The sequence below is a fragment of the Leptolyngbya sp. NIES-2104 genome (assembly GCF_001485215.1).
In the GTDB taxonomy this organism is placed as follows: Bacteria; Cyanobacteriota; Cyanobacteriia; order Leptolyngbyales; family Leptolyngbyaceae; genus Leptolyngbya.
Map to the genome: position 1 here is coordinate 5,000,559 of NZ_BBWW01000001.1, position 18,098 is coordinate 5,018,656.

An 18,098-nucleotide genomic window follows, 5' to 3' on the forward strand; every position below is an offset into this window, starting at 1 on the left:
GTCATTTTAGCGCCTCAATGCCCTCTAGTGCAGATATTTTATCGATTCTTAGCGTCAACCTCAACCGAAGACGGTAAAGTGAGGAGGGGAAAGAATGGAAAAACCGTACCCAAATCTAACCCTAATTGTTGTCATGACCAGGAGAAATCGGATCTATGCCCCAACTTGAGGCGACCCCAGAGATTGACTTCCACAGTGAACAATACAAAGATGCCTATAGTCGAATTAACGCGATCGTCATCGAAGGCGAAGAAGAAGCGCATTCTAATTATCAAAAATTGGCAGAACTCATGCCCGATGACACCGATCAGTTAATGAGTCTGGCACGCATGGAAAACCGCCATAAAAAAGGCTTTCAAGCCTGTGGCAAAAATCTAAGCGTTGAGGCAGATATGGATTTTGCCCGCGAGTTTTTCTCCGAGTTGCACAACAATTTCCAGGTTGCCGCAGCCGAAGGAAAGATCGTCACCTGTCTTTTGATTCAATCGCTGATCATCGAATGTTTCGCGATCTCGGCGTATAACATCTACATCCCGGTTGCGGATGATTTTGCTCGCAAGATCACCGAAGGCGTAGTGAAAGATGAATATCTGCACCTCAACTACGGCGAAGAATGGCTCAAAGCAAACTTCGAGGCATCGAAAGCCGAATTGGAAGAAGCAAATAAAGCAAATCTTCCTTTAGTGTGGAAAATGCTGAATCGGGTGGATGCAGATGCTTCGGTGCTCGGCATGGAGCGCGAAGCGTTGGTCGAAGATTTTATGATTCAATACGGTGAAGCGCTGACGAATATTGGCTTTACGACCCGTGATGTTATGCGGATGTCGGCTCACGGATTGGCAGCGGTATAAATGCGATCGCTCACACAAATTTCAGACGATGGACTCTGGAATCCCTTGTGTCCATCGTCGATTTGTGGCATTTTCTCTTTTAAATTCGTTTACTTGTTTCGTTATCCATTTCGCCGCCTGGTATCGGGCTTCTTCATACGATCGATGTTTGGTCTAATTGGTCATCTTACAAGCTTGGAACACGCTCAGTCGGTTGCACGAGAGCTAGGGTATCCTGAATACGCGGATCAAGGGTTAGATTTTTGGTGTAGTGCTCCGCCTCAGATTGTCGATACAATCCGGGTCAAAAGCATTACAGGTCAAGAAATCGAAGGGCGTTACGTTGAATCGTGCTTTTTGCCGGAAATGCTGGCAACACGTCGAATTAAAGCTGCGACTCGCAAGATCATTAATGCGATGGCTCACGCTCAGAAACACGGCATCAATATCACTGCATTGGGCGGATTTTCTTCGATTATTTTTGAGAATTTCAATCTGGCGCAGATTCGCCAAGTGCGAAACGTGATGCTGGAATTTGAGCGATTTACGACAGGAAACACGCACACGGCTTATATTATTTGCCGTCAGGTCGAGCAAGCTTCTAAACAGTTGGGGATTGAATTATCGCAAGCTACCGTAGCGGTCTGTGGGGCAACGGGTGACATTGGTAGCGCAGTGTGTCGCTGGTTGAATTCCAAGACCGATGTGGCGGAATTGCTGTTGATTGCTCGAAATCAGGAACGATTACAGGAACTCCAAGCAGAATTGGGACGCGGTAAAATTCAAAGCTTAGAGGAAGCCCTACCGCAAGCCGATATCATTGTTTGGGTTGCTAGTATGCCAAAGGGTGTGGAGATTGAACCAACTCAGTTGAAACAGCCTTGTTTAATGATTGATGGGGGCTACCCGAAGAACTTGGGCAGCAAGGTGCAGCATCCAGGTGTGACTGTTCTCAATGGTGGCATCGTGGAGCATTCGCTAGATATTGACTGGCGGATTATGAGCATCGTCAATATGGATGTTCCGGCACGTCAGTTGTTTGCGTGTTTTGCAGAATCGATGCTGTTGGAATTTGAGAAATGGCACACCAATTTTTCATGGGGACGCAATCATATCACCGTGGAAAAAATGGAACAGATTGGTGGGGCATCGGTGAAACATGGGTTTCGTCCATTGTTGATTTAATTGTTTTACCGCAAAATCCGGGTAGAGACGCGATCGATCGCGTCTCTACGTTTGGGTTAACGATCAATCGATCGCGAAAAATTTCATTGTTGTGCCGCCGCGCATCTCAAAATTTCAACACCTCATCGAGCAAATCTCTTGCCGCCTGCGCTTTCGTCAATGCTGACTGATGATCGCTGTGAGCACGAACTAATTTCGTCAGTCCACCGACTCCGGTTTTGAGTTGTTCTAGATCTTCGCCACTAACTAACTCTCCATCGAGCATTCGGAGCAATAACGGTTTAATATCTCCGACTTCTTGCCGAACTTTTTGCAGTTTCTCAACAGTACTCAGCAAGGTTTTCAGCGAATTCAAGATTTCATCAATGTCTTGACTGTCTTTTGCTCCATTCGACGCAGCTTCAGGTGTAGTCTCGACTTCTACCGCTTCTAATTCTTCTACAGGTTCTAACTCTTCATCGGGAGTGGCTTCGGAATCGGCAATTTGCGCTTTGGTACGTGGCATCTGTGTGATCTCAATGATTATCTATGTGCGATCGATATCTAATTCTCGATCCAGTTCATTAAAACATTAGAGCTGCTTTGAGAATAAATTTCATCATTAGATTCACAAAATTGATCTCTATTTCGGTAGATGTGTTGAGAATGTCGATCGCGCTAAATCTTCCGAGAGTTGTAGTGAGGAAGTTGCTGTGCGTCGATCGCTTAAATTTCTGAGTGTTCTCGCTGCGCTGACGGTGGTTGCAGCCCCCATTCCCAAAATTCACGCTCAAGATGCTGAAAAGCCTGGATTGGGGAGTCCTGCGGTTCCTTATGTTCCCACGCCTGAAGAAGTCGTGATGGGAATGTTAGAGCTTGCGAATGTCGGACGCGATGACGTGGTTTACGATTTGGGATCGGGTGATGGCAGATTAGTGATTACGGCGGCTCAGAAGTTTGGAGCCAAAAAGGGAGTTGGAATTGAGATTAATTCGGGATTGGTGAACAAAAGTCGCGAGAATGCGAAAGAAGCGGGAGTTGGCGATCGCGTTCAATTTCTCAATCAAGATCTCTTTCGATCGGACTTCCGAGAAGCGACAGTCGTCACGCTTTACTTATTGCCGCGAATCAATCTAGAACTGCGTCCGAAGCTTTTGAGCGAACTCAGACCGGGAAGCCGCGTTGTGTCTCATGCCTTTTCGATGGGCGATTGGCAGCCGGACAAGCGAGTGACGGTAGATAATCGCACTGCCTATCTCTGGATTATTCCGGCACAAGTTGAAGGTGCTTGGACAGGAACGCTTTCGACGCAATCGGGACAATCAATTCCTTATCGAATGCAGATTAAGCAATCGTTCCAAAATGCAAGAGCGACCGCAGAAATCGGAGGCACAACGGTGAGTTTGCCGCAGATTAAGTTAGTGGGCGATCGCTTATCGTTCGAGCATCGTCAGAAAGTGAATGGTCAAGAGATGCGCGTTCGTGTGAATGCTCAAGTGGTGAACAATTCACTACAAGGGACGGCTGAAGTGTTGAGTGCAAATTCAACCGAAACCTTTGCAATGACTGGAACACGAGCTTCAACCAATCAAGGCGGATAAATCGATCGTGCCTGCAAAGTTGCCCTCTGGCGTGATCAAATTGCTGGTGACAATTCCTCGATCGAAGCTGATTGTGCCTTGGGTGTTAGCTAAGACTGTTCCGAAGTCTTGAACGAACTGCGGGAGGTTTAGAGTCGTTCTAACGGTTCCTAGACCTCCTGACGTGTCGATCGAGGCGATTCCATTTGTAAATGTCACCGTTCCAGAGCCACTTAGAGCATCTGTTACCGTTTCGGTCGCTAATGTAGATAAATCAAAGTTTGTGGCAAATGATCCAAGCGGAGTCGGAATGCTGAGAGTCGCTTGCCCATTATTGAATCCGATGTTTCCACTAAGAGCATTAATCGGCACTGCGATTTCTTCACCCTGTGACTGAGGAACGAGATCGAGAATGACTAGACCGTCATTGAAGTTCACCGCCCCAGGAATGCCGTTAAACGTGAAAGGAAACTGATCTTGTTCGCGAAAGTCGATCGACGAAAAATAGCTCCCTAGCGGTGTGGTCAAATTCGTGACTAAAGCACCATTGCCGAACTCGATCGTGCCATCGATCGCACCAAACGGCGTTGGAATATCAACATCTAATTTGCCATCTGAAAACGGAACATTACCTGAAATGCTTTTAACAATGCCATCAGCAAAGCTGCTCACCGATTGCGAAAAAGAAGCCGTTCCGGTTAACGTTCCAGACGGTGTGGTGAGATTGCTCGTTACATTGCCTTGATCGAAGACCAGTGTACCTTGAAGCTGCTCAAGAGCCGTCGAAAGATCGGTTGTCAGTTGTGAAATTGAAACGGTATTATTTGTTTCTCCGTTTGGAGTATTAAAACGACTGGTTAACTGTCCATTGTCAAACGTCAAAGTACCGCTGGACTGCCTCAGGGTGGGGAGACTCGGAAAAAGTGGAGCCGCGATCGACAACACTTCAGCCGTAAGCGGTGTAGCTAAAGTAGATGAATCTAACATGCGGAGAAGTTAAAGCCTGCGTCTGTACCTTATCAAGGCGATCCCGCGCAGATCTACCCCTAAAGATGTAGATCAAACCCAGGCTTATTTTGCTTCTGGTAAGGCATCATTCGATCGACGAGTCACAATCCACTCTGTGTTACCGACAATGTGATCATAGATTGCCGTAATTGCAATCACGCTCTTGAACACACAGTAGAACGGAATAAACAAACAATAGACCCAGAAATCTTTTGCTGATTGCTTCACTGAATCCGTTCGCACAATCCAAGCCGCTAAGGTTTGCAGCGGACCACTTGCCAGCGTCAAAATTGTCATTGTCCAGATGTATTCCGGGGCAATATTGGGGGCGTTAGAACCTGTCAACGCTAGACTAAACGTGATTGGAAACGCTTGTAAGGCAATGAAGTGGAAGCCTGCACTATAGACCAAAAGTAATGTCCAATAGAACTTTTGCCACCCATCGAGGCGCATCGTTTTTAGAATTGTTCCTTGATATTTCAGAGTCACTTCTAGCCAGCCTTGCGCCCATCGTTTCCGCTGGAACCAGAACGATCGCACATCCACAGGCGCGAGTTCAGTAACAACGATCGTGGGATCATGCACAATGTTATGCCCGCTTAGCAACGTTCTGAAGCTGGCATCAATATCTTCGGTCAACATCCGCGACGAAAACCCGATGCGCTTTAGAACCGAAGTTCTCCAGTAGCCATTCGCACCACAAAACACGCCCGTATCTACCAATAGAGACTTGGCAGGGTGACTCACTCCATAGATACATTCAAACTCCACCGCGATCATCCGCGTCATGAAGTTCACCTCTTGATTCCGAATCACGTTACGCCCTTGCACTGCACTGTATCGGTAATTCGACAACCAGCGCCATGCACGAGTAAAACAATCTCCCTGCGGATGATGGTCAGCATCTAGGATTCCGGTGATTTCGCCTGTAACGATTTCTAGGGCTGCATTAATGTTTTGCGCTTTCGATCGACTTCCCTCAACGCAAATCAATTTCAACGCCGGATATTGTTCTGCCATCCGCTCTAAGCGATCTTCCACGGAGAGCCGCTCCGGTCGGTTATACGCCAGAATCACCTCTAAACCGTCTTCAGGACGTTCCACCGTCTCTAGAATGTGTTCCAGCGTTTCAAGAATAATCTGCTGCTCATTGGGCAAATACGCCGCCACAATGAGCGAACATTTGGGAATATCACCTGGCGATCGCAATAATGGATAAAGCGGCTGAGTCCGAGGAGAGCGCATAAACCGCTGCACGATTCCGAATCTTGGCATCTTGGACACATGACCCCGCCGATACGTCAGCGCGGTAGACACTGCCTCACCGATGACCACGATCGAGGTCACGAGATACAAAACTGGAATCAAAATGTGGAGAAACGACAGATCCCAGCCATTTTCCAAGATGAAGTAATACAGCACTGTGGGCAGACCGATCACGACCAGGTGCGTCAAAATGATTTTGTCGAGGATCGGACCGAAGAGGTGAACGGGCTTGTGCAGCAGTCCCTTACGCATAACAGTTTTTTAACAACCTAAAAGGGTTCTTCATAGATAGAAACCATGTGTTACAGAAGTTGTCAAATCCACGAAGGAGTAAAATTCGCGATCGAAGTCACTCAAAGCCTTTCTAGAGCTACTTTGAAGCAGACTCATAAAAATGCTTAGGATGTAGAGCCGTTCTGATGTTTGATTTCTCTCGTAAACGGACAAATCCGGATCACGAGAGAACTTCACAAAGTTTCGGACAGATTACGGAATTTTGACAAACAAAACGGCTTTGCGAACAAAAACTTTTGCCACAAAGCCGCTAATTTTACGATTGATCAGTTTTACTAACCGATTTCGACCAATTGGATATCAAAAACTAAATCTTCGCCTGCCAAGGGATGGTTGGCATCCAAGGTAATGTCTGCTTCAGAAATATCTGTCACCACAACCGGAATCGTTTCACCAGAGGGCTGCCGAATCTCTAACTGCTGTCCGACTTCTGGGTGCATTTCTGGAGGCATTTGAGCGCGATCGACGACGACCACCATTTCTTCGCGATGCTCTCCGTATGCTTGCTCGGCGGGAATCACTTCGGTTTTTTGATCTCCCGGACTCATTCCGACCACTGCTTTTTCAAAGCCTGGGATGATATTGCCATCTCCGATCGTAAATTCTAAAGGGTCGCCATTCGAGGATGAATCGAATACTGTACCGTCATCGAGCTTGCCTGTGTAGTGAACGCGGACGGTATCGCCTAATTTTGCCTGTGCCATAGTGAACTCTTTCGCATCGACAATTTACTTTAACAATAATGATTAAAAATGGAAGAACTCTAGGGTAGAGATGATGCAGAATGCGGACGTGATTGTGATTGGAAGCGGAATTGGAGGACTCGTGGCGGGTGCGCTGTTAGCTCGATATGGAAAATCAGTGATGGTCTGCGAAAGTCATACAATTCCAGGGGGAGCCGTTCACAGTTTTTCTCGGCAAGGGTTTCACTTCGATTCAGGAGCATCGTTTTACTGTGGATTGAGCGACCCGAATTCTGTGAATCCGCTGCGTCAAGTGTTAGATGTCTTGGGCGAAACGGTCGAGGCTGTTCGTTACGATCCGTTTGGGCATTATCATTTTCCCGATGCGACGCTGCCCGTGTATGGAAATTTGGAGAAATATCGATCGACGATTTCGCAAATTTCACCGCAAGGCGCGATCGAGCTAATCGAACTCGAAAAACGCTTTCTCAGTCTTTACGAGGGCTTGCGAGGCATTCCCACGTTGGCACTCAGAGCCGATTGGAAGTTAGCCCCGATTCTGATCAGTCGCTATCTGCCATCGCTCCTCAAACTGTTACCGAATCTCGGAATGATTCAAGCTTCGGTGGGTGACTTGATGGATCAGACTGTTCGTGATCCTTGGGTGCGGCGATTGCTCGATTTAGAATGCTTCTTGCTCTCTGGATTGAAAGCACATGGCACGATCGCGCCTGAAGTTGCGTTTATGTTTGGGGAAAGAACGCGATCGATCATTGATTATCCGATCGGTGGAAGTGGTGCGATCGTGGATGCTCTAGTTCGTGGGCTGAAAAAGTGGGGCGGCACACTGAGATTAGGGACGCATGTTGAGAAAATTCTGATTGAATCTGGCAGAGTTCGCGGCGTTCGATTGCGAAATGGAGAAGAATTAGCAGCCTCGATCGTGATTTCTAACGCCACAATTTGGGACACTTATACTCAGCTTTTAGAACCGAATGATCTTCCAAATGCTTATCGTCAAACTGCGCTGAAGACCCCTGCGATCGATAGCTTTATGCACCTGCACTTAGGCATCCGAGCAGACGGATTAGAACATCTCACTGGACATCATGTAGTGGTACATGACGATCGAGACATTACCGTCCCTGGAAATACCTGCATGATCTCAATCCCGTCCGTGTGGGATGCAAATCTAGCTCCTGAAGGACATCATGTGATTCATGCCTATACATTAGAACCGTTTGAAGGTTGGGCGCGGGATTCGGGATATGAAGAAAAGAAGAAAGAGCGATCGCAATCATTGTTTCGAGCAGTTGAGAAGGTTATTCCAGATTTATGCGATCGCATTGTTCTAGAACTGATTGGAACACCGTTAACTCATGCTCGATATTTGCGACGGTATCAAGGAACCTACGGGGCAGGAATTCCAGCCGGACAAGGCTTGTTTCCGAGTTGTCACACGCCGATTCAGAATCTTTATCGAGTCGGAGATAGTACGATGCCAGGAATTGGAGTACCTGCGGTTGCGGCTTCTGGAATTCTTTGTGCAAATACGATCGTTGATCCAAATCAACACTTGAATTATTTATTTTGCAAGGCGGATTGAAAAATCAATTGACAAAATATTCATGTGTAAAGCCGCATAGCCAGATACGCTAAGATCGACACTGCAAGCTTCTTCAGCACAGATTAAAGGTATGAAAATCAAAGCAGTTATTTGGCAAGAAGATGATGTGTGGTGTGCTTCTGTACCTGCTCTCCCTGGTTGCCATACTTGGGGAGAGAGTTACGAGCATTTATTAGAGATGCTTGAAGATGCGGTTCAAGGCTGGTTAGAAGTTGCAACTGAACGAGAAGAACTTGAGCCAGAAAAGCGATTGATCGAGCTAACTCTATGAAATCAATTTCTGGCAAAACGCTTTGTAAGATTGTTGAGCGAAATGGCTGGGAGCTAAAGCGAGTCACTGGTAGCCATCATATTTACGCTAAAGAAGGAAGCGATATTATTCTTTCTATTCCTGTTCATAGTAATCGAGATTTACCGAAAGGCGCTTTGAGAAGCATTATGAAAGATGCTGAACTCGCAGAAGAAGATTTGGAATAACGGTTTACTCATTGAACAAGATCGCTTGCTATTTAATTAAGAGCAACCAACATTAGATGGATTCAGGATTGAAATCAATGAGTTCACGAGTGGCATAAGTCCCGATCGGACTCCACAACAAGTAAGGCACCAACAACACAGCCGCCAGCGGAGAAATGGGAAAAACCACGATCGCTAATCCATATCCCAACACCGCGCCCAACCCGCCGATCACAGTCCCGATCGCTAAACTCTGAAGCCGTAACGTAACCGGAATATAAGCAACTGTGACCACTTCCACAAGCAGGTAGAATCCTAGAATCAACCAAGTCTTGAAGCTTCCTGGATCGGCTCTCCACACGAGCCATGCAGAAATCGCGCCACAGGTAAAAATCACCGTCCAAATCACCGGAATCGCAGGCTCAACGATCGCTAACCAGCGCGGCAAATCCAACCGTTTCACCCAGCGAATGTCTTCTTTAGGTCGAATGAGAAAGCTTCCCAGTGACACCAACAGGGTGACGATCGCAATCATGATTCCAGCGTTCAATGAATGATTCCTAACTCTGCGCCTTGACGATAACGAACTAATCGTCAGCGCTTCTTGTATCCACAGGCAGAACTATCCACCGACATGAATGCGAGGACGGTACTGCGGGTTCTTTTCCGCTTTGCGTAATACTTCACGAGTCAGAATCGCGATATCACCCTCACCTAGTAGAATAAACCGCATCAAATACTGAATCGGATTACCTTCGATCCAGCCGAAGTAGACGTGTGGCAGTCTACCCGTTTCATCTCGAATCGCCAACGCGATCGCCGCGATCGCATTCGGGACCGCTGCACTTCTCGCCCGCAAAATCCGGTATTGTCCCACCTGAGCGCCTCGAACTTGAATCGTATCTGAGAACTGTGACGCATCTAAGATCTGAATTTCGAGAAACAGAATGGTTTCATCGGCTGGAATGTGAGTATCTTCGCGTACCTCTTGTTCTTTGAGAAAATACTCACGCTCATCGCCCGAATTAATGCGATTTGCAACCAGCCGCACGGCATGATGATTTTCCTGCGCTAGAAACTGTTGTGACACTTCATCAAATTCCACTCGTTCGGCTCTGAGTTCCGTTGATCGCAACACCCGCGAAATCAACGAAGTCACAATAATTGCACCAATAAACATCGAAGCAATCCGAATGCCTTCGGGTCGTTCGATGATGTTGACGATCGTTGTATAGATGAACACTAACGTAATAACACCAAACATAATCGTCAGTCGCTTCGATCGACGATTTCGAGTCGAGAGCGTCACAGCAAACGCAGCAGAACTCATTAGAACTAAAACCCCGGTCGCGTACGCTCCACCTTGAGCTTCAACGTTCGCCTCGAAAATGATTGTGACCACAAACGCGATCGCAGTGTAGATCAGCACTAATGGACGAATCATTAATGTCCAACTCGGAGCCATTCCATAGCGCGGTAAGTATCGAGGCACAATGTTTAACAGTCCTGCCATCGCAGAGGAACCCGCAAACCATAAAATCGCGATCGTGCTTAGGTCATAAACTGTTCCAAACCCATCTCCTAAGTAAAGATGAGCGAGATAAGCAAGCGCCCGCCCATTCGCTCGACCGCCTGCTTGAAACTCTAGGGGTGGAATCAGCAAAGTCGTAATCAGACTACTGGTAATGAGAAAGAAACTCATGATAATTGCAGCAGTCGCCAAGAGCTTGTGAGTATTGCGAATTCGACCAGTTGGAACTTCTTCGGTATCCGATCGCCGACCTCGCACTAACGGCATGACTGCAACACCCGTTTCAAATCCAGAAAGTCCCAAAGCTAATTTTGGAAACAACAAAGCAGCAATCCCGATCATTAACACCGGATTCGAGTGCTGTGCGAATAAAGCTTGTCTCCAGTTGCTAATCACAGAGAGATTCTGAAAGACTTGAACTGTGCCAACAGAGATCGTTACTAAGTTCAATAACAAGTAAGCTCCGACCAAAAAGACAGCAATCCCGATCGCTTCTTGGAAGCCTCTGAGAAAAACTGCTCCTAATAAAGTAATCAATACCAGTGTGATTGCGACGCTCTGACTATGCAGAAAGTCAGGAACAAAGGGATTTTCAATAATATGCGCTGTCGCGTCCGCAGCAGAAAGCGTGATTGTGATAATAAAATCAGTGGCAACGAAGCCGAGTAAACACAGAACAAAGAGCTTTCCTTGCCAGCCTGGTAGTAGATGTTCAAGCATCGCGATCGAGCCTTCTCCATGCGGACTGATCGCCGCGACTCGTCGATAGATCGGTAATGCTCCAAATAGTGTTAGCAACACGAGAATCAAAGTTGCGATCGGAGAAAGTGCGCCCGCTGCTAATGCTGCAATTCCTGGCTGATAGCCCAAGGTCGAGAAGTAATCCACCCCAGTCAGACACATCACCTGCCACCAAGGTTTTCTTATATGATGCTTTTCTGCCTCGCTACGATCGGCGTTCAGTAGCCATTGAGCAAACTGCTTGCGATACTGTTTCGGCGGAACGATCGGACCAACCATGAAGTACTCCTAAAGACCTAGAAAGCCGATGCCAACAAGATATTAATATTAATTGATCACGCTACACAGTTACACATCACCGCGATTCAGCATCACTATCCAAAGTTAAAGATTTCTCTAGATCAAAGGGGTTCAACTGCGATTCAGAAATGATTTTGCATAGTTGTAGAAGATTTTTGGACTGCATGACAGCCAGGACTTGAGCGAGAAAAACTCTTTGAGATAACCATTCGACTCTGGAATTTGAGCCAGTCGATCGAATCCCGATCGTCCAGCAATTTGCCCGTATGAATGGGAAAATAGCTGATCCGTAAACGCTTTAGTTTGGGGAAATCGTTTTCTCAAATGGTAGGAAGTTTGAATATTCGTTTCTGCGTGGAGATAAGCAGTATCTTTGCGAGACTCGTAAGAATTCGATCCGTGAATCCGGTGAACTGCGAGTTCTGCTGCTAACAGCAATCCAGGAGCTAAATGAATTGCTGACAGTCTGAGAAAATTATCGGCTGAAATCCGTAACGATTCAGGCATTGGTAAAGTTTGCTGCAAGATTTCTCGACGAAAACATAGACCACTAGTAGCGGGAAAAATCGGACGCACGGGCTGACCGGTTTGAATGCTCGATCGAAAATCAAACGCCCCAAAGTCTTTCATTTCATGGTTCGGTGGCAGCGCTTCACCGACCGCATCCACCCGCTTCAATCGATGAAACATCCAGCCTGAATCGGGATATTTCTCAAATGCTTCAACGATCTGAGCGGCTTTTTCTGGAAAACAATAGTCATCTGCATCTAAGAAACAAATCAAATCTCCATGACTTGCGGCAAATCCAGCATTAAACGCCGATCCCTGACCTCCATTGGGTTTGAACACCGAGACAATACGATCGCCATATTTTGCAATCGCATCGCGTGACTGATCTTTAGAACCATCATCCACGACGACAACTTCAACGCGATCGTACGTTTGATTCAAAGCGCTATCGATGGCTTGAGAAACGTACTGCTCATAGTTGTAATTATTAATCAAAATACTGACAAGCGGGGATTGATTCATACGGATTTAACTCAGGTCAGATTTGCATTCGGTATAGATGCCAGTTGCCTCCACAAATATATCCGGTGAAAGGTGAACATCAATACAGTTTTATAACGGTTTGCTTGCAATTCACGCGGTCTTTAGGCAAAAGCTTAGAATAATTGAGCGCCTTTCTCGTTTTTTTCTCATGTCTTCCGAAGAGATATTCGATCGCACTTTAGTTTTAGAAGCGATATTCCAGCAGCGAACGCGCTTTATGGCGATTTTGGCGATCGATGGTACCGTTCTGGATGTGAATAATTTCTGCCTTGAATTTACTGGCGTGTCGCGAGAGCAGGTCATCGGAAAAAAGTTCTGGCAAGCTCCCTGGTGCGATACTTTGGTCGTCACTCAGAAATTAGTTCAGGAAGAAATTGGTCACACTCTTCGTACTGGAACCGTGATTCAAGGAGAAGCAGAATATACGATCGCGGATGGCAGTGTGAGATATGGAACTTATGCGATTACACCGTTAAAACAGAATCATCAAATCACGCATTTGCTCGTGGAAAGTGAAGATATTACCGATCGTAGACAGCACGATGTGACGATTCAACAACGACTTTTAGAGCTTGAAACGATCTACGACACTGCCCCGATCGGCTTATGTTTTCAAGACACGAATTTGAGATATGTGCGAATTAATGGCACTCTTGCTGAGATTAACGGTGTATCGATTGAAGATCATCTAGGACGCACCTTACACGAAGCGATTCCTGTCGTTGCTGATGCGCTAGAACCGATTTTTCGCCGCGTTCTGGAGACGGGAGAACCTTTACTAAATCAAGAATTGCGACTGGCAACTCAGGGACAGCCCGATGTGTTACGAGATTGGCTGGCGAGTTATGTTGCCGTAAAAAATTCTAGCGGTGAAGTGTTGGGTGTGAATGTGACGGTGCAGGAAATGACTCAACTGCGGAGAGCCGAAGCGGATCGCGATCGCTTTTTCACTTTATCGCTCGATATGTTAGCGATCGCAAATTTCGACGGGTATCTGCTTAAAACAAATCCCGCTTGGACAGAAATACTCGGTTGGTCAGAAGCAGAACTCACGAGCCAACCTTATCTTAATTTTGTGCATCTAGAAGATGTCGAATTGACGATCGCCGAAGCCCAACGCTTGAGTGAAGGACAGCCCGTGATCGAGTTTGAGAATCGCTACCGATGCAAAGACGGCTCTTATCGCTGGCTATCCTGGACGGTCGGATCGTTTCCTGAAGAACAGCGGTTGTATGCTGTGGCGCATAACATTACGGAGCGCAAACAGATCGAACTCGCACGCTTGCGCGTCGCAGACGAACGAGAAGCACTATTACGTCAAGAACAAGCGGCACGGGAAGCGGCGGAAACTGCCAACCGGATCAAAGATGAGTTTCTCGCGGTGCTGTCTCACGAATTAAGAACACCGCTAAATCCGATTTTGGGCTGGTCGAAACTGCTTCAGCGCAATGTAACTGATCCAAATCTGATGCGAGGACTAGAAACGATCGAGCGCAATGCCAAACTACAGGTGCAATTGATCGATGATTTGCTGGATGTCTCGCGAATTCTGCGGGGCAAATTAGTGCTGCATCAAACTCCAGTTTCTTTGGCTGCGGTGATTCGAGCCGCACTGGAAACTGTTGAACTGGCAGCACAAGTCAAATCGATCGACATTACGATCGAGATGGCTCCCGACCTGGGAACTGTGCTCGGAGATGCAGGACGATTACAGCAAGTGGCTTGGAACCTGCTGACGAATGCAGTGAAATTTACTCCAGAAGGTGGAAAGATTACAGTTCGATTGGCGAGATCCGAATCAATGGCATTTCTACAAGTTAGTGATACTGGAAAGGGAATTTCGTCAGATTTCGTACCGTTTGTGTTTGAGTCGTTTCGACAGGAAGATAATGCTACAACTCGGAAATTTGGGGGATTGGGTTTAGGGTTAGCGATCGCACGTCAGCTCGTGGAAATGCACGGGGGCACGATTAAGGTGGAAAGTTTGGGAGAGGGACAGGGCGCAACGTTTACGGTGATATTGCCGTTAAATTGATGTGAATTCGATGAATCATCTACTGTGAATCATCTCCCAACTGAGTCAAGAACTGCATCGCTTTCGCGACAAAGCTGGCACAATCGTACGGTGAAGTTTCATAAAACGATCGCCAAGCCGAACTCTTAAACTCATCATAGCGATCGCGGTGTTCTGGATGGTTGTCTAACCAAGCAAGTCTCACCGCATGACCGATCAGAACATCCATCACAATGTATTCCTCGACTTTGAAGTCTGGGTTGCGTTCTGCGATCGCGTTGAGTTCCATCAAGGCTTCAACATTGACTTGGCGATATTCTGGAGCTTGAATCTTGTTCAATAAATGCTCAATCTTTAAGGCAAAGTTCTTTTCGCCTGCGGTCATTTCCGTGGTGAGAAATTCACTTTCTAATCGATTCCGCCGTTCTAGTTTGTCGCCAATCACTAGACCTTTACAGTGGTGCAATAGCTTCCAAACGCTCGGATAAAAGTCTTTCGGAACGCGATTGAGTGCGCCGTCTAACTGCCGTTTGCGCCACCAGTTTTGGGAGGCAGGTTCGATCTCAGCTTTATCAACCAGGATGACCCAATCGATCGCACGATTCGGCAGTTTCACCTTCAGCGATTCTTGTTTGAACAATGCTTTATTCAAGTCTGCATAGCCGACTACAATTTCACGCAGACGGGTTTTAATCTCAAACGGGCTTAGGCTCATTAGTTTCTCATAAGCCTCATCTTGAGTGAGATCCAACTCTCGTGCTAGATCAGTCGTAATCAACAAGATCAAGTAACCGACTCGCAATGTGAGCAATCCTTTGAATAGATTCGGTTCACCTTTGATCAGTAAGCTGAGATAGATAATGACTTCCTGAGTTAGAACGCGATCGCGAATATCTTCCCGGCAAAACTCGCGAATTTTTTCTAAGACCTCAGTGTGCGGTAGTGGCTGCACGATCAGAGAATCTTCGCTATAAGCACGCCCGATCGCAATCTGTTTCTGCCTGACGATGATGTCTGTGACCGCATCCGATAGACCCACATCAACCTTATCTAGCAACCCTGCACAACGCCGTAAAATGCTCCAGTAAGGCGATCGAGTAGAATCCCCTTTACTTGCTCTGGTGTACAGTTCATTTAGCAAATCTCGAACAGTTACGGATGAATTTGCTCCGGATAGTCCAGTTTCAAACTCTAGACCCTGCAAGCGAGTTAACATCGCTAATAGTTCAACTTGCTCATACAAGTTTTCAGACGATCGCAAACTATCGAGTAGCACTTGAACATCAGTTTCATACTCTAGCTTGAACTCTTGAGAAATACTGAGCGGATGAGTGCGATCAGGGTCAAATGCTAAATGATAGCAAGACACACCCACCTGAGCCACTGATCTTGATTCAAACTGAAAATCGTGCAGCGAATCAATGCGCTCAGTTCCAGCCGTTCGCACAAACTGTTTAAGCTGTCCTAACTGAACTGGAATTTCTCCACATCGTCCTGCTTGAAGCTCTTGAACGAGATCGAGTAAGGCTTCTCGACCGAGTTCGTACATTTCTTTTGTGAGGAGTAGCGTTACGATCGGTCTTCCTAATTGTTGCCAGTGACGCTGAATGTAAGAGAGTTCACTTTTAATGTTTGACACTAAAAAGTGATAGTCCAAGGTGAGATAAAACCGTTCGGGTTCGAGGAATGAGGGGAGAAATACGATCGTATCTCCCTTGATTCTGTAAACTCTGGCGGTGGTTAGACTCCGCATTCTGCGCTGTGGTCGTCCAGTCAGTGAGAGTTTTTCATTTCGTCCGACTTGAGTATAAGCAGCAGCAAGCTCTCGTGCATGACGCACAGAAATTGGCTCAACTTGTTCCAAAGTTTGTGTCGTGACGTTATTCGCTTCTAGCTTGACTTGTAGCGCTTCATCTTCCGCGAGTAAAGCAATCTGAATCGTCGCTTTTCGGCGTTGTCCTCGGCGCAGATATCGCCCACACGGATCAATGTCACCCACCGAGATCAATCCTTCATGCAGCATTTTTGCCAGCAGATACAAGCTCTGTGCCCAAACTAACGGAATGTTTTCGTTTGGAATGCGTTTTTGAGTATGAGGATTCGCTTTTTCAGCTTCAATTGCCTTTTCTGGAACAATGTACAATTCTGGCAGCAGCTTTACACCATCGCGCTCAACGGTCAGTGCATCTAAGCGATCGAGATAATTCTGCGCCTGAGTGCGATCGCCGCGAAAAATTCCATCTAATGCAAGATAAGTAAAGAAAAGCGGCCATTCACACTCAACATGTTCAAACTGCTTCAATTCAAATGGTTCATAGTGCAAGCGCGTTGTATCTTCAATCACGGTCTGATGTCCATCTCGTAAAAATCGCTTACAGCCATAGCGACCTTCTAAGAGATCAACAATCTTGTTGCGAGTTCGATCGACGAGTTCAATATCTTCGACTGCAAAGGCGGGAAATGCGATCGCGCTTAACAATGCCGCATCGACTTCTTTTGAACTGGATTCCCGTGGTAGCAACGATTCTAAAGTGGTTCGACAGCGAGCAATCTCATCCGGCAGCACATGAATCACCGAATTCTGTCCGCCTTGTGTTCCAAATAGATTTAATCCATTCATCGCTTCAAGGGCTGCTTTCGCCATTCCCACAGAGCTACCATTCAATTCTGGATTTCCGTGATTGATCTTGTTGCCCCGCTCCCAGATGCCATAATCTGGAGTGCGATACGTGCGACCGATGTAGTAAATCAGGTTTTGAACAAAATTCACTTCATCGATTGTGTATACGATCGACAATCCCGAAGCTGTCATCTGTGCCAACATCAACAAAAACACTGAAGTAGCATCAAGCTGCAAATGTCCCCATTCATCGTCACCGACCACCGTTGAGCCGGTTGCAGTATCGTACTTTGCATGAAGCGCTTCTAGAGGATTTTGGCTCTCTTTGAATTTCTCCACTTTCTGTGCTTGCTGCATCATTGAAAACAACAAACCGCGCATCAATTTCACGACGCTGTGTTCTAGCTCGTAGGTGCGCCCGCGATCGTCGTCTAATTTCCGATATGCCAGTGCCAGTCCCCACACTGCCAGAATGCTGTAAACGTTGTCTCGTACCCAAGCATCTGTATAATCTCCATGAGCATTCACCGCTGTACTCGCAGGCAGTAAACCAGAGATAGGATTCTGACGGCTCAGGATAATCGATCGAACTTCTTCGTAATAGCGATCGAGCCGAGTTGCGAGATCAAGTGCTGGAGTTGCCATAGAAATGATCCAGGGTGGGGAGTGTGGGTAGTTTACAACCGTTCAGGGGGTGGATCTGAAGATCTTAACCGAAGTCGATCGCATTCGCTGATTTTCCGTTTGATCTGACAGAGCTTCAAACTTCCGCCATTTATCTTGTATCGACTCAGCATAAACAACGATATCGCTTTAAAAGATGACTTTTGTTACTTTTCCCACCTTGTAGTTTTTCCGGTTTTTAACGGATAAAGGCTGTAGGAAGTGCTTGTGTGTAAACTGACACACCCGAAAGTACACTGCCCCCTGT

Annotated in this window: 15 protein-coding genes; 7 read left to right on the plus strand and 8 right to left on the minus strand. The window is 46.7% G+C overall.

Going from position 1 to position 18,098, the window contains the following annotated elements; all coding sequences use genetic code 11:
- Positions 1 to 155 precede the first annotated feature (155 nt).
- Both NIES2104_RS24070 and NIES2104_RS24075 read left to right on the plus strand, forming a co-directional pair.
- Positions 156 to 851, plus strand: coding sequence for an aldehyde oxygenase (deformylating) (locus NIES2104_RS24070; protein WP_059000763.1), 696 nt, complete (start codon positions 156 to 158; stop codon positions 849 to 851).
- 144 nt (positions 852 to 995) lie between these two features.
- Entirely contained in the window at positions 996 to 2,015 is a 1,020-nt protein-coding gene (locus NIES2104_RS24075) for a long-chain acyl-[acyl-carrier-protein] reductase (protein ID WP_059002053.1), read from the plus strand.
- 106 nt (positions 2,016 to 2,121) lie between these two features.
- On the opposite strand, the gene NIES2104_RS24080 is transcribed toward NIES2104_RS24075, so the two are convergent.
- Complete coding sequence (locus tag NIES2104_RS24080) at positions 2,122 to 2,520, minus strand: hypothetical protein (protein ID WP_059000764.1); 399 nt, start codon at positions 2,518 to 2,520, stop codon at positions 2,122 to 2,124.
- A 187-nt stretch (positions 2,521 to 2,707) separates the two neighbouring features.
- On the opposite strand from NIES2104_RS24080, the gene NIES2104_RS33590 reads away from it, so the two are divergent.
- A complete protein-coding gene (locus tag NIES2104_RS33590) occupies positions 2,708 to 3,595 on the plus strand; it encodes a cyclopropane-fatty-acyl-phospholipid synthase family protein (RefSeq protein WP_072218125.1) in 888 nt (295 codons plus the stop codon).
- Here NIES2104_RS33590 and NIES2104_RS24090 read toward each other — a convergent pair.
- The 3 genes from NIES2104_RS24090 to NIES2104_RS24100 form a co-directional block, all read right to left on the minus strand.
- Positions 3,575 to 4,561 (minus strand): hypothetical protein, encoded by a 987-nt coding sequence (locus tag NIES2104_RS24090; protein WP_059000765.1) that lies wholly within the window; start codon positions 4,559 to 4,561, stop codon positions 3,575 to 3,577. The genes NIES2104_RS33590 and NIES2104_RS24090 overlap by 21 nt on opposite strands.
- An 84-nt stretch (positions 4,562 to 4,645) precedes the next feature.
- Positions 4,646 to 6,100, minus strand: a complete 1,455-nt coding sequence (locus NIES2104_RS24095) for a glycosyltransferase family 2 protein (protein ID WP_059000766.1) — start codon at positions 6,098 to 6,100, stop codon at positions 4,646 to 4,648.
- 317 nt (positions 6,101 to 6,417) lie between these two features.
- Positions 6,418 to 6,846: a peptidylprolyl isomerase gene (locus tag NIES2104_RS24100; RefSeq protein ID WP_059000767.1), complete on the minus strand. Its 429-nt coding sequence runs from the start codon at positions 6,844 to 6,846 to the stop codon at positions 6,418 to 6,420.
- A 70-nt stretch (positions 6,847 to 6,916) separates the two neighbouring features.
- Here NIES2104_RS24100 and NIES2104_RS24105 point away from each other — a divergent pair, with 70 nt between their 5' ends.
- The 3 genes from NIES2104_RS24105 to NIES2104_RS24115 all read left to right on the plus strand — a co-directional run bounded on the left by NIES2104_RS24105 (position 6,917) and on the right by NIES2104_RS24115 (position 8,929).
- Entirely contained in the window at positions 6,917 to 8,431 is a 1,515-nt protein-coding gene (locus tag NIES2104_RS24105; RefSeq protein ID WP_263971029.1) for an NAD(P)/FAD-dependent oxidoreductase, read from the plus strand.
- Positions 8,432 to 8,522: 91 nt separating this feature from the next.
- Entirely contained in the window at positions 8,523 to 8,723 is a 201-nt protein-coding gene (locus NIES2104_RS24110; RefSeq protein WP_059000769.1) for a type II toxin-antitoxin system HicB family antitoxin, read from the plus strand.
- The gene (locus NIES2104_RS24115) at positions 8,720 to 8,929 is read left to right on the plus strand and encodes a type II toxin-antitoxin system HicA family toxin (protein WP_059000770.1); all 210 of its coding nucleotides are present in this window, start codon (positions 8,720 to 8,722) and stop codon (positions 8,927 to 8,929) included. Before NIES2104_RS24110 ends, NIES2104_RS24115 begins: the two co-directional genes overlap by 4 nt.
- Before the next feature lie 52 nt (positions 8,930 to 8,981).
- Here the strand turns inward: NIES2104_RS24115 and NIES2104_RS24120 are convergent, their stop codons facing one another.
- The 3 genes from NIES2104_RS24120 to NIES2104_RS24130 form a co-directional block, all read right to left on the minus strand.
- A complete protein-coding gene (locus NIES2104_RS24120; RefSeq protein ID WP_263971030.1) occupies positions 8,982 to 9,458 on the minus strand; it encodes a TspO/MBR family protein in 477 nt (158 codons plus the stop codon).
- Between the two features lie 72 nt (positions 9,459 to 9,530).
- Complete coding sequence (locus NIES2104_RS24125) at positions 9,531 to 11,459, minus strand: hypothetical protein (protein ID WP_059000772.1); 1,929 nt, start codon at positions 11,457 to 11,459, stop codon at positions 9,531 to 9,533.
- A gap of 132 nt (positions 11,460 to 11,591) precedes the next feature.
- Positions 11,592 to 12,512, minus strand: a complete 921-nt coding sequence (locus NIES2104_RS24130) for a glycosyltransferase (protein ID WP_059000773.1) — start codon at positions 12,510 to 12,512, stop codon at positions 11,592 to 11,594.
- A 169-nt stretch (positions 12,513 to 12,681) separates the two neighbouring features.
- Between NIES2104_RS24130 and NIES2104_RS24135 the strand changes: the two genes are divergently transcribed.
- Positions 12,682 to 14,568, plus strand: coding sequence for a PAS domain S-box protein (locus tag NIES2104_RS24135; RefSeq protein ID WP_059000774.1), 1,887 nt, complete (start codon positions 12,682 to 12,684; stop codon positions 14,566 to 14,568).
- 19 nt (positions 14,569 to 14,587) lie between these two features.
- Here the strand turns inward: NIES2104_RS24135 and NIES2104_RS24140 are convergent, their stop codons facing one another.
- A complete protein-coding gene (locus NIES2104_RS24140; RefSeq protein WP_059000775.1) occupies positions 14,588 to 17,812 on the minus strand; it encodes a glycoside hydrolase family 15 protein in 3,225 nt (1,074 codons plus the stop codon).
- Between the last annotated feature and the right edge of the window lie 286 nt (positions 17,813 to 18,098).

Excerpts from the sequence above, each read along its gene's own strand:
- NIES2104_RS24070 (WP_059000763.1), top strand. The coding sequence starts at position 156 with ATGCCCCAACTTGAGGCGACCCCAGAGATTGACTTCCACAGTGAACAA.
- NIES2104_RS24075 (WP_059002053.1), top strand. The coding sequence starts at position 996 with ATGTTTGGTCTAATTGGTCATCTTACAAGCTTGGAACACGCTCAGTCG.
- NIES2104_RS24080 (WP_059000764.1), bottom strand. The coding sequence starts at position 2,520 with ATGCCACGTACCAAAGCGCAAATTGCCGATTCCGAAGCCACTCCCGAT.
- NIES2104_RS24090 (WP_059000765.1), bottom strand. The coding sequence starts at position 4,561 with ATGTTAGATTCATCTACTTTAGCTACACCGCTTACGGCTGAAGTGTTG.
- NIES2104_RS24095 (WP_059000766.1), bottom strand. The coding sequence starts at position 6,100 with ATGCGTAAGGGACTGCTGCACAAGCCCGTTCACCTCTTCGGTCCGATC.
- NIES2104_RS24100 (WP_059000767.1), bottom strand. The coding sequence starts at position 6,846 with ATGGCACAGGCAAAATTAGGCGATACCGTCCGCGTTCACTACACAGGC.
- NIES2104_RS24105 (WP_263971029.1), top strand. The coding sequence starts at position 6,917 with ATGATGCAGAATGCGGACGTGATTGTGATTGGAAGCGGAATTGGAGGA.
- NIES2104_RS24110 (WP_059000769.1), top strand. The coding sequence starts at position 8,523 with ATGAAAATCAAAGCAGTTATTTGGCAAGAAGATGATGTGTGGTGTGCT.
- NIES2104_RS24115 (WP_059000770.1), top strand. The coding sequence starts at position 8,720 with ATGAAATCAATTTCTGGCAAAACGCTTTGTAAGATTGTTGAGCGAAAT.
- NIES2104_RS24125 (WP_059000772.1), bottom strand. The coding sequence starts at position 11,459 with ATGGTTGGTCCGATCGTTCCGCCGAAACAGTATCGCAAGCAGTTTGCT.
- NIES2104_RS24130 (WP_059000773.1), bottom strand. The coding sequence starts at position 12,512 with ATGAATCAATCCCCGCTTGTCAGTATTTTGATTAATAATTACAACTAT.
- NIES2104_RS24135 (WP_059000774.1), top strand. The coding sequence starts at position 12,682 with ATGTCTTCCGAAGAGATATTCGATCGCACTTTAGTTTTAGAAGCGATA.
- NIES2104_RS24140 (WP_059000775.1), bottom strand. The coding sequence starts at position 17,812 with ATGGCAACTCCAGCACTTGATCTCGCAACTCGGCTCGATCGCTATTAC.